Source organism: Enterobacter cloacae complex sp. SYL001, from assembly GCF_049237025.1.
Lineage (GTDB): Bacteria > Pseudomonadota > Gammaproteobacteria > Enterobacterales > Enterobacteriaceae > Enterobacter > Enterobacter intestinihominis.
In genome coordinates, this window is record NZ_JBMKJI010000011.1 from 23,950 (window position 1) to 41,179 (window position 17,230).

Annotated in this window: 16 protein-coding genes; 11 read left to right on the top strand and 5 right to left on the bottom strand. The window is 55.0% G+C overall.

All coding sequences use genetic code 11. From position 1 onward, the window contains the following. Positions 1–35 precede the first annotated feature (35 nt). From atpG to phoU, 10 genes are all read left to right on the top strand, one after another. A complete protein-coding gene (atpG, locus tag ACOTZP_RS12275; RefSeq protein ID WP_003862364.1) occupies positions 36–899 on the top strand; it encodes a F0F1 ATP synthase subunit gamma in 864 nt (287 codons plus the stop codon). A gap of 31 nt (positions 900–930) precedes the next feature. Beyond that, complete coding sequence (gene atpD, locus ACOTZP_RS12280; RefSeq protein WP_003862362.1) at positions 931–2,313, top strand: F0F1 ATP synthase subunit beta; 1,383 nt, start codon at positions 931–933, stop codon at positions 2,311–2,313. A gap of 20 nt (positions 2,314–2,333) precedes the next feature. Further along, a complete protein-coding gene (locus ACOTZP_RS12285; RefSeq protein WP_006177560.1) occupies positions 2,334–2,753 on the top strand; it encodes a F0F1 ATP synthase subunit epsilon in 420 nt (139 codons plus the stop codon). A gap of 138 nt (positions 2,754–2,891) precedes the next feature. Further along, positions 2,892–4,262 (top strand): bifunctional UDP-N-acetylglucosamine diphosphorylase/glucosamine-1-phosphate N-acetyltransferase GlmU, encoded by a 1,371-nt coding sequence (glmU, locus tag ACOTZP_RS12290; RefSeq protein WP_421633724.1) that lies wholly within the window; start codon positions 2,892–2,894, stop codon positions 4,260–4,262. A 240-nt stretch (positions 4,263–4,502) separates the two neighbouring features. Next, positions 4,503–6,332 (top strand): glutamine--fructose-6-phosphate transaminase (isomerizing), encoded by a 1,830-nt coding sequence (glmS, locus tag ACOTZP_RS12295; RefSeq protein WP_022649875.1) that lies wholly within the window; start codon positions 4,503–4,505, stop codon positions 6,330–6,332. A gap of 278 nt (positions 6,333–6,610) precedes the next feature. Next, positions 6,611–7,651, top strand: a complete 1,041-nt coding sequence (gene pstS, locus ACOTZP_RS12300) for a phosphate ABC transporter substrate-binding protein PstS (protein WP_022649876.1) — start codon at positions 6,611–6,613, stop codon at positions 7,649–7,651. Positions 7,652–7,778: 127 nt separating this feature from the next. Next, entirely contained in the window at positions 7,779–8,738 is a 960-nt protein-coding gene (gene pstC / locus ACOTZP_RS12305) for a phosphate ABC transporter permease PstC (protein WP_022649877.1), read from the top strand. Beyond that, positions 8,738–9,628 (top strand): phosphate ABC transporter permease PstA, encoded by an 891-nt coding sequence (gene pstA / locus ACOTZP_RS12310; protein WP_022649878.1) that lies wholly within the window; start codon positions 8,738–8,740, stop codon positions 9,626–9,628. Before pstC ends, pstA begins: the two co-directional genes overlap by 1 nt. Before the next feature lie 47 nt (positions 9,629–9,675). Further along, complete coding sequence (gene pstB / locus ACOTZP_RS12315; protein WP_003861154.1) at positions 9,676–10,449, top strand: phosphate ABC transporter ATP-binding protein PstB; 774 nt, start codon at positions 9,676–9,678, stop codon at positions 10,447–10,449. Between the two features lie 26 nt (positions 10,450–10,475). Beyond that, complete coding sequence (gene phoU, locus ACOTZP_RS12320; protein ID WP_003861153.1) at positions 10,476–11,201, top strand: phosphate signaling complex protein PhoU; 726 nt, start codon at positions 10,476–10,478, stop codon at positions 11,199–11,201. Between the two features lie 85 nt (positions 11,202–11,286). On the opposite strand, the gene yieH is transcribed toward phoU, so the two are convergent. Continuing rightward, positions 11,287–11,952 (bottom strand): 6-phosphogluconate phosphatase, encoded by a 666-nt coding sequence (yieH, locus tag ACOTZP_RS12325; RefSeq protein WP_022649879.1) that lies wholly within the window; start codon positions 11,950–11,952, stop codon positions 11,287–11,289. 165 nt (positions 11,953–12,117) lie between these two features. Here yieH and adeP point away from each other — a divergent pair, with 165 nt between their 5' ends. After that, positions 12,118–13,455: an adenine permease AdeP gene (gene adeP / locus ACOTZP_RS12330; protein WP_139152660.1), complete on the top strand. Its 1,338-nt coding sequence runs from the start codon at positions 12,118–12,120 to the stop codon at positions 13,453–13,455. Between the two features lie 91 nt (positions 13,456–13,546). Here adeP and ACOTZP_RS12335 read toward each other — a convergent pair whose 3' ends face one another. The 4 genes from ACOTZP_RS12335 to ACOTZP_RS12350 form a co-directional block, all read right to left on the bottom strand. After that, positions 13,547–14,113, bottom strand: a complete 567-nt coding sequence (locus tag ACOTZP_RS12335; protein ID WP_038414971.1) for an NADPH-dependent FMN reductase — start codon at positions 14,111–14,113, stop codon at positions 13,547–13,549. A gap of 36 nt (positions 14,114–14,149) precedes the next feature. Next, positions 14,150–14,896 (bottom strand): 4'-phosphopantetheinyl transferase family protein, encoded by a 747-nt coding sequence (locus ACOTZP_RS12340; RefSeq protein WP_023298947.1) that lies wholly within the window; start codon positions 14,894–14,896, stop codon positions 14,150–14,152. A gap of 122 nt (positions 14,897–15,018) precedes the next feature. Further along, on the bottom strand, positions 15,019–15,990 hold the full coding sequence (yidZ, locus tag ACOTZP_RS12345) for an HTH-type transcriptional regulator YidZ (protein ID WP_022649883.1): 972 nt from the start codon (positions 15,988–15,990) through the stop codon (positions 15,019–15,021). Continuing rightward, on the bottom strand, positions 15,959–17,134 hold the full coding sequence (locus ACOTZP_RS12350) for an MFS transporter (RefSeq protein WP_032622027.1): 1,176 nt from the start codon (positions 17,132–17,134) through the stop codon (positions 15,959–15,961). The genes yidZ and ACOTZP_RS12350 overlap by 32 nt, the downstream gene beginning before the upstream one ends. Between the last annotated feature and the right edge of the window lie 96 nt (positions 17,135–17,230).

A 17,230-nucleotide genomic window follows, 5' to 3' on the forward strand; every position in this document is an offset into this window, starting at 1 on the left:
CTCAGGACAAGCCGTCTGGCATTGAGGAGAAGCTCATGGCCGGCGCAAAAGAGATACGTAGTAAGATCGCAAGCGTCCAGAACACGCAAAAGATCACTAAAGCGATGGAGATGGTCGCCGCTTCCAAAATGCGTAAATCGCAGGATCGCATGGCGGCCAGCCGTCCTTATGCAGAGACCATGCGCAAAGTGATTGGTCACCTTGCAAACGGTAATCTGGAATATAAGCACCCTTACCTGGAAGAACGCGACGTTAAGCGCGTGGGCTACCTGGTGGTGTCGACTGACCGTGGTCTGTGTGGCGGCTTGAACATTAACCTGTTCAAAAAACTGCTGGCGGATATGAAAGGCTGGTCCGATAAAGGCGTTCAGTGCGATCTGGCACTGATTGGCTCTAAAGGCGTCTCTTTCTTTAACTCCGTTGGCGGCAACATTGTCGCTCAGGTGACCGGTATGGGTGATAACCCGTCCCTGTCCGAACTGATCGGCCCGGTTAAAGTGATGTTGCAGGCCTACGATGAAGGCCGTCTGGACAGACTGTACGTTGTCAGCAACAAATTTATTAACACCATGTCTCAGGTGCCTACGCTCACTCAGATGCTGCCGTTACCGGCATCAGAAGATGACGAGCTGAAACAGAAAGCCTGGGATTACCTGTATGAACCCGATCCGAAACCGCTGCTGGATACCCTGCTGCGTCGTTACGTTGAATCTCAGGTTTATCAGGGCGTTGTAGAAAACCTGGCCAGCGAGCAGGCCGCACGAATGGTGGCGATGAAAGCCGCGACCGATAATGGCGGCAGCCTGATTAAAGAGCTGCAGTTGGTTTACAACAAAGCTCGTCAGGCCAGCATTACTCAGGAACTCACCGAGATCGTCTCGGGGGCCGCCGCGGTTTAACCAGGTTTACGAATTACGTAGAGGATTCAAGATGGCTACTGGAAAGATTGTCCAGGTAATCGGCGCCGTGGTGGACGTCGAGTTCCCTCAGGACGCCGTACCACGCGTGTACGACGCGCTTGAGGTACAAAATGGTAACGAGAGCCTGGTGCTGGAAGTTCAGCAGCAGCTCGGCGGCGGTATCGTGCGTACCATCGCCATGGGTTCTTCCGACGGTCTGCGTCGTGGTCTGGAAGTGAAAGACCTTGAGCACCCGATCGAAGTCCCGGTAGGTAAAGCAACACTGGGTCGTATCATGAACGTATTGGGTCAACCAATCGACATGAAAGGCGACATCGGTGAAGAAGAGCGTTGGGCTATCCACCGCGCGGCACCTTCCTACGAAGAGCTGTCCAGCTCTCAGGAACTGCTGGAAACCGGCATCAAAGTTATCGACCTGATGTGCCCGTTCGCGAAGGGTGGTAAAGTTGGTCTGTTTGGTGGTGCGGGTGTAGGTAAAACCGTAAACATGATGGAGCTGATCCGTAACATCGCGATCGAGCACTCCGGTTACTCCGTGTTTGCGGGTGTTGGTGAACGTACTCGTGAGGGTAACGACTTCTACCACGAAATGACCGACTCCAACGTTCTGGATAAAGTATCCCTGGTTTACGGCCAGATGAACGAGCCACCAGGAAACCGTCTGCGCGTTGCGCTGACTGGCCTGACGATGGCTGAGAAGTTCCGTGACGAAGGCCGTGACGTTCTGCTGTTCGTTGATAACATCTACCGTTACACCCTGGCCGGTACTGAAGTATCTGCACTGCTGGGTCGTATGCCTTCAGCGGTAGGTTATCAGCCTACGCTTGCGGAAGAGATGGGTGTTCTTCAGGAACGTATCACCTCTACCAAAACTGGTTCTATCACCTCCGTTCAGGCGGTATACGTACCTGCGGATGACTTGACTGACCCATCTCCAGCCACCACCTTTGCTCACTTAGATGCAACCGTGGTACTGAGCCGTCAGATCGCGTCTCTGGGTATCTACCCGGCCGTTGACCCGCTGGACTCTACCAGCCGTCAGCTGGATCCACTGGTTGTTGGCCAGGAACACTACGACACCGCGCGTGGCGTACAGTCCCTGCTGCAACGTTACCAGGAACTGAAAGACATCATCGCCATCCTGGGTATGGATGAACTGTCTGAAGAAGACAAACTGGTGGTAGCACGTGCGCGTAAGATCCAGCGCTTCCTGTCCCAGCCGTTCTTCGTTGCGGAAGTATTCACCGGTTCTCCAGGTAAATACGTTTCCCTGAAAGACACCATCCGTGGCTTTAAAGGCATCATGGAAGGCGAATACGATCACCTGCCAGAGCAGGCGTTCTACATGGTTGGTTCCATCGAAGAAGCCGTGGAAAAAGCCAAAAAACTTTAACGCCTTAATCGGAGGGTGATATGGCAATGACTTACCACCTGGACGTCGTCAGCGCAGAGCAACAAATGTTCTCTGGTCTGGTCGAGAAAATCCAGGTAACGGGTAGTGAAGGTGAACTGGGTATTTTCCCGGGTCACGCACCGCTGCTCACCGCCATTAAGCCTGGTATGATCCGCATCGTTAAACAGTTCGGTCATGAAGAGTTTATCTATCTGTCCGGCGGCATTCTTGAAGTGCAGCCAGGCAGTGTGACCGTTCTGGCCGATACCGCTATTCGTGGCCAGGATCTCGACGAAGCGCGAGCCCTGGAATCGAAGCGTAAGGCTGAAGAGCACATTAGCAGCTCTCATGGTGACGTGGATTACGCTCAGGCGTCTGCGGAGCTGGCCAAAGCGATCGCGAAACTGCGCGTTATCGAGTTGACCAAAAAAGCGATGTAACACCGGCTTGAAAAGCACAAAAGCCAGTCTGGATCCCAGGCTGGCTTTTTTTTTCGGCCTTAATTCATGATGAAAAAGATGTAGAATTTTAAGCATCAAACGTTTTTACTTCTCACACAAACTACCGTCAGGATGCGTATGTTAAACAGTGCGATGAGCGTGGTGATCCTTGCTGCAGGCAAAGGTACCCGCATGTATTCCGATCTGCCTAAAGTGCTCCACACGCTGGCAGGAAAGCCAATGGTGCAGCATGTTATTGATGCAGCTAATGAATTAGGCGCCAGCCAGGTGCATCTGGTTTATGGACATGGCGGCGATCTGCTGAAAAAAACGCTGCGTGACGACAATCTCAACTGGGTGCTACAGGCAGAACAGCTGGGTACGGGTCATGCAATGCAGCAGGCTGCACCCTTCTTCGCTGATGATGAAGACATCCTGATGCTCTACGGCGACGTCCCGCTGATCTCCTTTGAAACCCTCACTCGCCTGCGTGAAGCCAAACCGCAGGGTGGCATTGGGTTGTTAACCGTCGTGCTGGACGATCCAACCGGCTATGGCCGCATTACACGTGAAAACGGCAAGGTAACCGGGATTGTTGAGCATAAAGATGCCACTAACGAACAGCGTCAGATTCAGGAGATCAACACCGGCATCCTGATTGCGAACGGTGCGGATATGAAGCGCTGGCTGTCTAAACTCAATAATAACAACGCGCAGGGTGAATACTACATCACCGACATCATTGCGATGGCGTACCAGGAAGGGCGTGAGATTGCCGCCGTTCATCCGGCGCGTATCAGCGAAACGGACGGGGTAAACAACCGTCTACAGCTGTCACGCCTGGAGCGTATTTACCAGTCCGAGCAGGCAGAAAAACTGTTGCTGGCGGGCGTTATGCTGCGCGATCCGGCGCGTTTCGATCTGCGTGGCACGCTGACCCACGGGCGCGACGTTGAAATAGATACTAACGTTATCCTGGAAGGTAACGTCACGCTGGGCAACCGCGTCAAAATCGGCACCGGCTGTGTGATTAAAAACAGCGTGATCGGTGACGACTGCGAAATCAGCCCGTACAGCGTGGTAGAAGATGCGCGTCTGGATCCCGCCTGTACCATCGGCCCGTTTGCGCGTCTGCGCCCGGGCGCTGAGCTGCTGGAAGGCGCTCATGTAGGTAACTTCGTGGAAATGAAAAAAGCACGTCTCGGTAAAGGCTCGAAAGCCGGTCATCTGACCTATCTGGGCGATGCGGAAATTGGCGACAACGTAAACATCGGTGCAGGGACGATTACCTGTAACTATGACGGTGCCAATAAGTTTAAAACCATCATCGGTGATGACGTGTTTGTAGGTTCCGATACCCAGCTGGTGGCGCCTGTTACCGTGGGCAAAGGCGTGACCATTGCCGCCGGGACAACCGTTACGCGCGATGTGGCCGAGAACGAGCTGGTGTTAAGCCGCGTTCCGCAGGTCAGTAAGCAGGGCTGGAAACGCCCGGTGAAGAAAAAGTAACGACAATATACACCCCTCACCCTGACCCTCTCCCCATAGGGGAGAGGGGAACTGAATGGTGCGGTTTTCACCCTCTCCCCTATGGGGAGAGGGCCGGGGTGAGGGGATAACATAATCCTCCCCCCACCAGCAGTACCCATAAAAATAACCCCACTCTCTACAAGGCTCGGGGGGCCCGGAAAGGGCAAATACAGGTCAGCGACAACGCATGGCATAACGCCATAATCAGGAAATCTAACTATGTGTGGAATTGTTGGCGCAGTTGCGCAGCGTGATATTGCTGAAATCCTTCTCGAAGGTTTACGTCGTCTGGAATACCGTGGTTATGACTCAGCCGGTCTGGCTGTCGTCGATGCAGAAGGTCATATGACCCGTCTGCGTCGTCTCGGTAAAGTGCAGATGCTGGCCCAGGCGGCGGAGGAACATCCGCTGCACGGTGGCACCGGTATTGCGCATACCCGCTGGGCGACTCACGGTGAGCCATCTGAAGGCAACGCACACCCGCATGTGTCTGAACACATTGTGGTGGTGCATAACGGCATTATCGAAAACCACGAACCGCTGCGTGAAGAACTGAAAGCGCGCGGCTATACCTTCGTCTCTGAAACCGACACCGAAGTGATTGCTCACCTGGTGCACTGGGAGCTGGCAAAGGGCGGTACACTGCGTGATGCGGTGCTGCGCGCTATCCCTCAGCTACGTGGTGCTTACGGTACGGTGATCATGGATTCCCGCGACCCGTCCACGCTGCTGGCCGCGCGTTCCGGTAGCCCAATGGTGATTGGTCTGGGCATGGGTGAAAACTTTATCGCTTCCGACCAGCTGGCGCTGCTGCCGGTTACCCGTCGCTTTATCTTCCTGGAAGAGGGCGACATTGCCGAGGTGACACGTCGCAGCGTGACCGTATTCGACACGAAAGGCGAGCAGGTTAAGCGACAGGAAATCGAATCAAACCTGCAATACGACGCGGGCGACAAAGGCGCTTACCGTCACTACATGCAGAAAGAGATCTACGAACAGCCAAACGCCATTAAAAACACTCTGACCGGGCGCATCAGCCATGGTGAAGTGGATCTGAGCGAGCTGGGCGCCAATGCCAACGAAATGCTGAGCAAAGTCGAGCACATTCAGATCGTGGCCTGCGGTACCTCTTACAACTCCGGTATGGTCTCTCGCTACTGGTTTGAATCCCTGGCGGGCGTGCCGTGCGACGTCGAAATCGCATCTGAGTTCCGCTATCGTAAATCCGCTGTGCGCCGTAACAGCCTGATGATCACCCTTTCACAGTCTGGCGAAACGGCCGATACCCTGGCGGCGCTGCGTCTGTCTAAAGAGTTGGGTTACCTGGGTTCGCTGGCCATCTGTAACGTACCGGGCTCCTCGCTGGTGCGTGAATCCGATCTGGCGCTGATGACTAAAGCGGGCACCGAAATCGGCGTCGCCTCCACCAAAGCGTTTACCACTCAGCTGACCGTTCTGCTGATGCTGGTGGCGAAGCTGGCGCGTCTGAAAGGCGAAGATGCTTCCGTTGAGCATGACATCGTTCACGGTCTCCAGGCGCTGCCGAGCCGTATCGAGCAGATGCTGTCTCAGGACAAGCGCATTGAGGCGCTGGCTGAAGATTTCTCTGATAAGCACCACGCTCTGTTCCTGGGCCGTGGCGATCAGTACCCTATCGCGCTGGAAGGCGCGCTGAAGCTGAAAGAGATCTCCTACATCCACGCGGAAGCCTACGCGGCAGGCGAGCTGAAACACGGTCCGCTGGCGCTGATCGACGCGGATATGCCGGTTATCGTGGTGGCACCGAACAACGAACTGCTGGAAAAACTGAAATCTAACATCGAAGAGGTGCGCGCCCGTGGTGGTGTACTGTACGTCTTTGCGGATAAAGATGCCGGTTTCGCCAGCAGCGACAACATGCACATCATCGAGATGCCGCATGTGGAAGAGGTGATTGCGCCGATCTTCTACACCGTACCGCTGCAACTGCTGGCTTACCACGTCGCGCTGATCAAAGGCACCGACGTTGACCAGCCGCGAAATCTGGCGAAGTCCGTTACCGTAGAATAATCCTTCCAGGCTCCGCCATCCGGTGGAGCCTTTTTTTATGACAATCCGTCATTTTCAGCTATTTTATCAGTGTCACATAAAGAAAATATTACTGAAAACAAGCTGTCATAATAATCATTAAGTTTATGATTTATTTATGGATTTTTGCTTAATTTTAAGTGAAATTTTCTTTGTCATAAAACTGTCATATTTCGTACATTTATCTGTCACCTGTTTGTCCTATTTTGCTCATCGTAGCCACTTAAACAATGATTTACGAAATCCTTGCAGGAGACATTATGAAAGTTATGCGTACCACTGTCGCAACTGTTGTCGCCGCGACCTTATCTCTGAGCGCTTTCTCTGCTTTCGCAGCAGCAAGCCTGACTGGCGCTGGTGCAACCTTCCCTGCGCCGGTGTATGCCAAATGGGCGGATACCTACCAGAAAGAAACCGGTAACAAGGTTAACTATCAGGGTATCGGCTCCTCCGGTGGCGTAAAACAAATTACCGCGAATACCGTTGATTTCGGCGCATCCGACGCTCCGCTGTCTGATGAGAAACTGAATCAGGAAGGCCTGTTCCAGTTCCCGACCGTGATCGGCGGCGTTGTGCTGGCTGTTAACATCCCTGGCCTGAAATCAGGCGAGCTGGTGCTGGACGGCAAAACCCTGGGTGATATCTACCTGGGCAAAATCAAAAAATGGGATGACGAAGCCATCACCAAACTGAACCCGGGCGTTAAGCTGCCTTCGCAGAATATCGCTGTGGTTCGTCGTGCTGACGGCTCTGGTACCTCTTTCGTGTTCACCAGCTACCTGGCGAAAGTGAACGAAGAGTGGAAATCTAAAGTCGGTTCCGGCTCTACCGTTAACTGGCCAACCGGTCTGGGCGGTAAAGGCAACGACGGTATCGCTGCCTTCGTACAGCGTCTGCCTGGCTCTATCGGCTACGTAGAGTACGCTTACGCGAAGCAGAACAACCTGGCTTACACCAAACTGGTTTCTGCTGACGGCAAACCGGTTAGCCCGACCGAAGAGAACTTCGCTAACGCCGCAAAAGGCGCTGACTGGAGCAAATCCTTCGCGCAGGACCTGACCAACCAGAAAGGCGACGATGCATGGCCTATCACGTCTACCACCTTCATTCTGGTCCACAAAGAGCAGAAGAAGCCTGAGCAGGGTGCTGAAGTGCTGAAGTTCTTTGACTGGGCATACAAAAACGGCGGCAAACAGGCGAATGACCTGGATTACGCCAGCCTGCCAGACAGCGTGGTTGAGCAGATCCGTGCTGCATGGAAAACCAACGTGAAAGACAGCAGCGGTAAAGCGCTGTACTAACAGGATATTTTTGACGAAGATGGCGGGTGGCGCGCAGCGATCCCGCCCTACGGTTCATCCTGTAGGCCCGGTAAGCGTCAGCGCCACCGGGCATATTCGTAAGACGTCTCATAAAGAAGAGTAATTTATGGCTGCAACCAAGCCTGCATTTAACCCTCCGGGTAAAAAAGGTGACATGATTTTCAGCGCGCTGGTGAAACTGGCTGCGCTGATTGTGCTATTGCTGCTGGGCGGCATTATCGTGTCCCTCATTTTCTCCTCCTGGCCGAGCATTCAAAAATTTGGTTTCGCCTTCCTGTGGACCAAAGAGTGGGATGCGCCGAACGATATCTACGGTGCGCTGGTGCCGATTTACGGCACGCTGGTGACCTCTTTTATCGCTCTGCTGATTGCGGTGCCGGTAAGCTTCGGTATTGCCCTGTTCCTGACGGAGCTGGCACCAGGCTGGCTGCGACGTCCGCTGGGTATCGCCATTGAACTGCTGGCGGCCATCCCAAGTATCGTTTACGGCATGTGGGGCCTGTTTATCTTTGCTCCGCTGTTTGCGACGTACTTCCAGGAGCCGGTGGGTAATGTTCTCTCCGCCGTTCCGTTTGTGGGGGCCCTGTTCTCTGGCCCGGCATTCGGTATCGGTATTCTGGCGGCTGGCGTGATACTCGCCATCATGATTATTCCGTACATTGCGGCGGTCATGCGCGATGTCTTCGAACAAACCCCGGTGATGATGAAAGAGTCGGCCTACGGCATCGGCTGCACCACCTGGGAGGTTATCTGGCGCATCGTCCTTCCGTTCACCAAAAATGGGGTGATCGGCGGCATCATGCTGGGCTTAGGCCGCGCGCTGGGTGAAACCATGGCTGTGACCTTTATCATCGGCAACACCTACCAGCTCGACAGCGTGTCGCTCTACATGCCGGGGAACAGTATTACCTCTGCGCTGGCGAACGAATTTGCCGAAGCGGAATCCGGGCTGCACGTCGCAGCGCTGATGGAACTAGGCCTGATCCTGTTTGTTATTACCTTTATTGTGCTGGCTATCTCCAAGCTGATGATTATGCGTCTGGCTAAAAACGAGGGGGCACGCTAATGGCGACTCTCGACATGCAAAACACCGCTCAGCTTGCGGAATCTCGTCGCAAAATGCAGTCAAAGCGCCGGATTAAAAACCGCATTGCGCTGACGCTTTCCATGGCCACGATGGCGTTCGGCCTGTTCTGGCTGATCTGGATCCTGATGTCCACCATCACCCGTGGTATTGATGGAATGTCCCTGGCGCTGTTCACCGAGATGACGCCGCCGCCAAACACGGCGGGTGGTGGTCTGGCAAACGCCCTGGCGGGCAGCGGCCTGCTGATCCTGTGGGCGACCGTTTTCGGTACGCCGTTGGGCATCATGGCGGGTATCTATCTGGCGGAGTATGGCCGCAAGTCCTGGATCGCTGAAGTCATCCGCTTTATTAACGACATTCTGCTTTCTGCCCCGTCGATTGTGGTAGGTCTGTTTGTTTACACCATCGTGGTGGCGCAAATGGAACACTTCTCCGGCTGGGCGGGTGTGATTGCGCTGGCGCTGTTGCAGGTGCCTATCGTTATTCGTACCACTGAAAACATGCTGAAACTGGTGCCGGACAGCCTGCGTGAAGCGGCTTACGCGCTGGGCACGCCGAAATGGAAAATGATTTCGGCGATCACCCTGAAAGCGTCCGTCTCGGGGATCATGACCGGTATCCTGCTGGCTATCGCCCGTATCGCTGGTGAAACCGCACCGCTGCTGTTTACCGCCCTCTCCAACCAGTTCTGGAGTACGGACATGATGCAGCCGATCGCCAACCTGCCGGTGACGATCTTTAAATTTGCGATGAGCCCATTCGCGGAATGGCAGCAGCTGGCCTGGGCCGGGGTGCTGATCATCACCCTTTGCGTACTGTTGCTGAACATTCTGGCGCGCGTCATTTTCGCGAAGCAGAAACACGGTTAAATTTTTACGGCGCGGCACATCGCGGCGCCGAATGAGGAAATGAGTCAATGAGTATGGTTGATACTGCCCCGGGTAAGATTCAGGTTCGTGATTTGAACTTCTACTACGGCAAATTCCATGCCCTGAAGAATATCAACCTGGATATCGCGAAGAACCAGGTCACGGCATTTATCGGTCCGTCTGGCTGTGGTAAATCCACGCTGCTGCGCACCTTTAACAAAATGTATTCGCTCTATCCGGAGCAGCGCGCAGAAGGTGAAATTCTGCTGGACGGTGACAACATCCTGACCAATACCCAGGATATCGCCCTGCTGCGTGCGAAAGTGGGGATGGTGTTCCAGAAACCCACGCCGTTCCCGATGTCGATCTATGACAACATCGCCTTTGGTGTGCGTCTGTTTGAGAAGCTCTCCCGTGCGGATATGGACGAGCGCGTGCAGTGGGCATTGACCAAGGCCGCATTATGGAACGAAACCAAAGATAAACTTCACCAGAGCGGGTACTCTCTCTCCGGTGGACAGCAGCAGCGTCTGTGCATTGCGCGCGGTATCGCCATTCGCCCGGAAGTCTTGCTGCTGGATGAGCCGTGCTCAGCCCTTGACCCGATCTCAACCGGGCGTATCGAAGAGCTGATCACCGAGCTGAAGCAGGATTACACCGTGGTGATCGTCACTCACAACATGCAGCAGGCTGCCCGTTGTTCTGACCACACGGCGTTTATGTACTTGGGCGAGTTGATTGAGTTCAGCGATACGGACGCGCTGTTCACCCGTCCTGCGAAGAAACAAACCGAAGATTATATTACTGGCCGCTACGGTTGATTTGCCTTAGTGCATGTGGAGAAACCATGGACAACCTCAATCTTAATAAACACATTTCCGGCCAGTTTAACGCAGAGCTGGAAAGCATTCGCACCCAGGTGATGACCATGGGCGGCATGGTCGAGCAGCAGCTTTCTGATGCGATTACGGCAATGCACAACCAGGACAGCGAGCTGGCGAAGCGCGTTATCGAAGGCGATCACAACGTCAATATGATGGAAGTCGCCATCGACGAAGCGTGCGTGCGCATCATTGCCAAGCGTCAGCCAACCGCGAGCGACCTGCGTCTGGTAATGGCGATCATCAAAACTATCGCCGAGCTGGAGCGTATTGGTGACGTGGCGGATAAAATCTGCCGCACAGCGCTGGAGAAATTCTCCCAGCAGCACCAGCCGCTGCTGGTGAGCCTGGAGTCTCTCGGTCGCCACACCGTGCAGATGCTGCACGATGTGCTGGACGCTTTCGCGCGCATGGATCTGGACGAAGCGGTCCGTATCTACCGTGAAGATAAGAAAGTTGACCAGGAATACGAAGGCATAGTGCGTCAGCTAATGACCTACATGATGGAAGATTCCCGTACCATTCCAAGCGTGCTGACCGCGCTGTTCTGCGCGCGCTCAATTGAGCGTATTGGCGACCGCTGCCAGAACATTTGCGAATACATCTTCTACTTCGTGAAGGGACAGGATTTCCGTCACGTGGGCGGCGACGAGCTGGACAAGCTGCTGGCGGGTAAAGATCCGAAAGAGTGATGTGTGTGGCGGGTGGCGCTATCGCTTACCCGCCCTACAATCCTTGTAGGCCGGATAAGCGTTAGCGCCATCCGGCTTTGTTTTTTCAGCGAGTAATATCCCACCCGCGCGCCTTCCACAGTTCCGGCAGCTGCGCCAGGTCTGTAAAGGTCGTCACTTTTGGATGATCGATCGGCTTGTTGTGCGGATCGGCGCAGAAGTAAAACACCTCCATCCCCGCATCAATCCCCGACTGCGCGCCCGCAGACGAGTCATCCACCAGGATGCAGTTCTCCACGTTGACGTTCATCGCCTTCGCCGCGTGGAACATCAATGCCGGATCCGGCTTCCAGCGCTGGATATCGTAGCCGCTGAACAGTTTTTCCGGGAAGTGGTGCAACATGTCCAGCTTGCCGAGTGAGTGCTGCATTTTGCTGACCGGACCGTTAGAGACCACGCAGATCGGCACCGTCATCGCATCCAGCAGCGCGTTAGCGCCGGCGATAACTTCCAGCTCGGCGTCGAAGAGGCGTGCGACCTCGGCGCGGTACACCGGTTCCAGATCCGCTTTCGCCAGATCCACCCCGTGCTCTTCGTTAATGATGTCGATGATCTCGTACAGCTTCACGCCCTTAAAGCGTTTAAACACCTCTTCGAGATCGAGCGTAATGCCAAATTCCTGGAACATGGCGACATACGCGCGGGAACAAATGACCTCACTGTCGACCAGCGTACCGTCACAGTCGAAAAATACCGCTTCAATTCCGGACATGCCTTTCCCTTTTAACAAGTTTAACGTTTACGTACGACAGTTTAACGAGACGCAATCGTTGCCGTATAAGCAAAATCAATGAAAAAAGTATCCCGTAACCGCCACTATTGTCGCATTTTGGTATAGGATAGCGACGAATTTTCCCTCCTTGTTCGGAAATTGATGATGAGTCAACAACACACTACCCAGACATCTGGTCAGGGGCTGCTTGAGCGCGTGTTCAAACTGCGCGAGCACGGCACAACGGCACGCACCGAAGTGATCGCCGGTTTTACTACCTTCCTGACGATGGTCTATATCGTTTTCGTTAACCCGCAAATTCTGGGCGTGGCTGGCATGGACACCAGCGCCGTCTTTGTTACCACCTGTCTGATCGCGGCCCTTGGCAGCATCCTGATGGGCGTTTTCGCTAATCTGCCCGTGGCGCTGGCCCCGGCAATGGGTCTGAATGCGTTCTTTGCGTTCGTGGTGGTTCAGGCGATGGGCCTGCCGTGGCAGGTTGGGATGGGGGCTATTTTCTGGGGCGCGGTCGGCCTGCTGCTGCTGACCATCTTCCGTGTGCGCTACTGGATGATTGCGAACATTCCCGTGAGCCTGCGCGTGGGCATCACCAGCGGTATCGGTCTGTTTATCGGCATGATGGGGCTGAAAAACGCTGGCGTAATCGTGGCGAACCCGGAAACGCTGGTGAGCATTGGTAACCTGACCTCTCACAGCGTGCTGCTGGGCGTGCTGGGCTTCTTTATTATCGCGATCCTGGCGTCGCGTAACATCCACGCTGCGGTGCTGGTCTCTATCATCGTGACCACGCTGCTGGGCTGGATGCTGGGTGACGTGCATTACAGCGGTATTGTCTCTGCGCCACCGAGCGTTTCTACCGTGATTGGTCACGTTGATCTGGCGGGCTCGCTGAACCTGGGTCTGGCCGGAGTGATTTTCTCCTTCATGCTGGTCAACCTGTTTGACTCCTCCGGTACGCTGATTGGCGTGACGGACAAAGCGGGTCTGGCGGACGAGAAAGGCAAATTCCCGCGCATGAAGCAGGCGCTGTATGTGGATAGCATCTCGTCCGTTGCGGGTTCTTTCATCGGCACCTCGTCTGTTACCGCTTACATTGAATCCTCTTCCGGCGTGTCCGTGGGCGGCCGTACTGGCCTGACGGCGGTAGTCGTGGGTCTGCTGTTCCTGCTGGTGATCTTCCTCTCTCCGCTGGCGGGGATGGTGCCACCGTACGCGGCAGCTGGCGCGCTGATCTACGTCGGCGTGCTGATGACCTCGAGCCTGGCGCGCGTGAAGTGGGAAGATCTGACGGAAGCCGTTCCGGCGTTTATTACCGCGGTGATGATGCCGTTCAGCTTCTCGATCACCGAAGGTATCGCGCTGGGCTTTATCTCGTACTGTGTGATGAAGATCGGTACCGGCCGTTTCCGCGAACTCAGCCCGTGCGTGATGATTGTGGCGCTGCTGTTTGTGCTCAAGATTGTGTTTATTGACGCGCACTAAGGTGCGGTTTGTGGTGTCAGGTGGCGCTTCGCTTACCTGACCTACTGATGAGTGTAGGCCCGGTAAGCGCTAGCGCCACCGGGCTTTTTTATCAGCTTTTAACCCGCTTAATATAATCCCCAAACGCAGTCAACTGACCAGAGAGATGATCACGCGTACTCTGATCCACCACTTCACCCGTCTGCGGGTCGACTTTGTTCTGAATCACGCCGCCCATAAATTCCGGCTTGTTCATCACCATCGCATCCAGGAACACCAGGATCTGTCGCAGGTGATACTGGCAGCGCGCACCGCCGATGGCGCCCATTGAGCTGGTCTGGATCAGCACCGGTTTGCCTGACAGCGGCTGCTCCGGTAAACGGGATAACCAGTCAATCGCGTTCTTCAGACCACCCGGAACCGAGTAGTTATATTCTGGCGTTACAATCACTACACCATCAGCCTGACGGATCTGCTCGGCTATCGCCTCCACGCTGTGCGGGAACCCTTCTTCCTGCTGAACGTCAGCATCATAAAGCGGGATGTCGCCAATAGACGGCAGGGCGCTGATCTCCATTCCCGCAGGCGCCAGCTGTGGCAGCGTGCGCGCTACCATCCCGTTAAACGAACCTTTGCGCAGGCTTCCCAGTAACGTAACAACTTTCAACGTATCAGACATGATTACTCCTGTTTCATCATGATGACCCTGGACGGATCAGCTATGGGTGTATGCTTTTTCTGCCGGTAAACTGGTTAATCGCATCAGGCGCGCGGCGGGCTCGTTGGCGCGCTCAGGTACATCCGGAAGACTACGCCAACCGCGAATACTGTCAAACTCCCAGATTTTCAGCCGTTCGATGGCGGGGCTCACCGCAACGGACCAGATCAGTACGTCCTCAGCGTCGCTGAGCGCCTCTACCAGCGAGGCTTTCGCGGCACGCAGGCGTCCGGAGCCGGGAAGCAGCTGCAACAGGCTGGCGTCGTCTGATGCCGCGCCGCTCAGTTTACGGATGCTCTGGCGAAGGGTGATGAGCTGCGCTCTGGCTTCAACGGGATCGTTCTGGTTACGTATCCACAGCTTTTCATTGCTGGAGAGCGGGTATTCATCGAGCGCGTTAGCACCATGGAAGCTGCGCGTGACGCGTTGCAGCTCCATATCCAGGCCGCAATCACCTTCAGTCGTCAGCGCGACGCCAACAATGTTGCCGGTATACGCAATGGAAAAATGGGGGAGTGCCGGGTCCGCAAAAACCGGGCGACCTTCTGGCTGGGTGAGTATGTCCGGTAATTCGCTGGTGCCGTACAGCATAAAAAGCAGTTCTGCGAGGAGCGCTCTGGAAGCTAAAAACCGCGTCCTGCGGTGTTCAGGTAGTTTGAGCGCCTCACTGTGACAGGCTGAAGAAATTCTGGCCGATACGAGATGCCCTTCCGTTAATGTTCCTCGTGCAAAGTGCGTAGCCATTTTTCGCTCCCTGATAATGGTCGTAGTCGGTTAAACGGTTACATGATTATCGCTTAACTCAGCTTCTGTTTTAATCAGTAAATAGAAATAAGAGAAGCCTGAGGACCGAACTTTACATTATCTTAGGCAAAAACCTGACCTGGCGCGGTATACAGGGCTTTTATAGTTTCGCGCAGCCAGATAATTTTCGGATTATGGCTGTTCCGCTTATGCCAGATTAGCGTGAAGGGTACGGTCAGCTTTTCTGCCTGCGCCTCATCGATGGGAATGGGAAGGCAGACCAGATTACGCTGGTGGAGTTGATTGTAGTGATGGCAGTAGTAGGGCGCAGTGGCAATGTAGTTGTGGTCCGGCTGAGCCGCCATAAACATCGACTGTTCAAAGCCGGGCAGGCTCATGGCGACGTTGCGCTCGCGGCCCATCTCTTTTAGCACTTCATCAAGCGCCCAGGTATCGCTGCGCTCCCAGAAGATGCTGATATGCGGGTAGCGCAGAAACGTCTCAAGGTTCCACGCTTCGTGAAGTGCCGGATGATCTTCTCGCAGATAGACGCACGGACGGTCGCTGAACAGGATTTCGTAGTCAATAAACCACGGCATCAGCTTTAGCAGCTCGCGGGAGCGCGGGTGCGTTTCGCGGCCGGTAAAACCGAGATCGACCTCCCCGCGTGTAATGGCGTCCAGCGAATCATAATCCCACTGGCGCAACTTCACCGTCGCCTGTGGGTAGCGCTCATTCACCTGCTCCAGCAGGGTGTTGAAGCGAATCAGCATCAGCGGCGTTTCGGCGGCGAGCACAAACTTGAGCCCGCCTGGAGAGCTATGGTGGAATTTATCGACGATTTGATTGCCAATCTGCATCCAGTCGGCCAGATCCTGTTCCAGACTCACCGTTAGCGGCGTGGGCAGTAGCCCTAAAGGCGTTTTCACAAACAGCGGATCGTCGAACCAGTCGCGCAGCTTCGCCAGCGATTTACTCACCGCGGACGGCGTCACGTTCATTCGCTTCGCGGCTTTGGTGACGCTGCGCTCCTGCAACAACAACTGCAGGCAAAGTAAAAGATTAAGATCGAGACTGCTGATGGGCTTCTTCATAGTGCGCCGCGGGCTGGATGACCATAAGTAAGGTAATGCAGAGTATGCTACAGCCAATCAGAACCCCGATCAGCATATTCAGCGCGTTAAGGCCGATCACCGCCGCCAGCCAAATCCACAGCGACGAACCGCAGACCTGCGCAATGCCCAGCACCGAGCTTGCCACGCCTGCCCGCAGTGAGAACGGGCCAAGCGCCTGACTCATCGCCACGCCGAAGCCGCCGGAGAATCCGGCGCAGATCAGGGTCATACCCACCAGCATCAGCGCATGTGAGGTGGCGGTCGCCAGAATTACGCCTGCGGCGAGAAACAGCGTCTGTGAAGCGAGCATCAGCGTGCGCTGGCGGAAGATATTGAGCGCAAAGGGCATCGAGAATGAAACCGCCATGCTGACCATCGCATTGAGCGCCATCACCGTCGAATACTCACCGCGATCGAAGCCTATCGTCTCCATCAGTAACACCGGGGAAACGTTTACATAGGTGAGGATCACCGCCACGCTGAGCGTGATGATGGCCAGGCGGCTCAGGAAAAAGCGATTCAGAAGCTTTTCAGCCGGATGAATGGTAGCAGCGTGGTGCGTCTGCTGCGAACCGGGATGGGTCTCTTTCAACACCGTCACGGACAGTATAAAGACGATGGCGCCCATTGTGGCCATAGTCCAGAAAAGGCTCTGCCATGGAAATTTCAGCATGATCAGGTAGCCTACAACCGGTGCCAGCACCGGGATGATGCAGGTAATGCCGTTCAGCATCGACAGCACCCTGGCGCGGCGCTGGGCGCTCAAGGTATCGCGCAGAATGGCAAACGCCACCACGTAACAGCCGCCCGCGCCAATGCCCTGGATAAAGCGCCCTGACAGGAACATTGTGCTTTCCTGAGCCATTGAACACAGTACCGATGCCAGCGTAAAGATAACCGCCCCCGTAATGGCGACGGGTTGACGGCCGGCTCTGTCCGCGATTTTCCCGGCAAATACCATCGACGACGCCATTCCCGCGAGGTAGGCCGAAAACGCGATGTGCAGTTGCGCCTCGCTGGCACCCAGATCGCGGGCAATATGCGGTAGCCCCACGAGATACATATCAATACCGGACGGATACAGCAGAACTAATGCGAAACTACAAAACAGAAAACGAGCCATAAATCCCCCATAGATGCAGGCAAGCAGGATAGGGGGCATGGGGGGATTAAGCGAGTTGCCATTGGGACAATGGTGATTTCCCTGGAGGAAATCACC

Excerpts from the sequence above, each read along its gene's own strand:
- pstS (WP_022649876.1), top strand. The coding sequence starts at position 6,611 with ATGAAAGTTATGCGTACCACTGTCGCAACTGTTGTCGCCGCGACCTTA.
- pstA (WP_022649878.1), top strand. The coding sequence starts at position 8,738 with ATGGCGACTCTCGACATGCAAAACACCGCTCAGCTTGCGGAATCTCGT.
- adeP (WP_139152660.1), top strand. The coding sequence starts at position 12,118 with ATGAGTCAACAACACACTACCCAGACATCTGGTCAGGGGCTGCTTGAG.
- ACOTZP_RS12340 (WP_023298947.1), bottom strand. The coding sequence starts at position 14,896 with ATGGCTACGCACTTTGCACGAGGAACATTAACGGAAGGGCATCTCGTA.
- atpG (WP_003862364.1), top strand. The coding sequence starts at position 36 with ATGGCCGGCGCAAAAGAGATACGTAGTAAGATCGCAAGCGTCCAGAAC.
- ACOTZP_RS12335 (WP_038414971.1), bottom strand. The coding sequence starts at position 14,113 with ATGTCTGATACGTTGAAAGTTGTTACGTTACTGGGAAGCCTGCGCAAA.
- atpD (WP_003862362.1), top strand. The coding sequence starts at position 931 with ATGGCTACTGGAAAGATTGTCCAGGTAATCGGCGCCGTGGTGGACGTC.
- phoU (WP_003861153.1), top strand. The coding sequence starts at position 10,476 with ATGGACAACCTCAATCTTAATAAACACATTTCCGGCCAGTTTAACGCA.
- pstC (WP_022649877.1), top strand. The coding sequence starts at position 7,779 with ATGGCTGCAACCAAGCCTGCATTTAACCCTCCGGGTAAAAAAGGTGAC.
- pstB (WP_003861154.1), top strand. The coding sequence starts at position 9,676 with ATGAGTATGGTTGATACTGCCCCGGGTAAGATTCAGGTTCGTGATTTG.
- glmU (WP_421633724.1), top strand. The coding sequence starts at position 2,892 with ATGTTAAACAGTGCGATGAGCGTGGTGATCCTTGCTGCAGGCAAAGGT.
- yieH (WP_022649879.1), bottom strand. The coding sequence starts at position 11,952 with ATGTCCGGAATTGAAGCGGTATTTTTCGACTGTGACGGTACGCTGGTC.
- ACOTZP_RS12350 (WP_032622027.1), bottom strand. The coding sequence starts at position 17,134 with ATGGCTCGTTTTCTGTTTTGTAGTTTCGCATTAGTTCTGCTGTATCCG.
- ACOTZP_RS12285 (WP_006177560.1), top strand. The coding sequence starts at position 2,334 with ATGGCAATGACTTACCACCTGGACGTCGTCAGCGCAGAGCAACAAATG.
- yidZ (WP_022649883.1), bottom strand. The coding sequence starts at position 15,990 with ATGAAGAAGCCCATCAGCAGTCTCGATCTTAATCTTTTACTTTGCCTG.
- glmS (WP_022649875.1), top strand. The coding sequence starts at position 4,503 with ATGTGTGGAATTGTTGGCGCAGTTGCGCAGCGTGATATTGCTGAAATC.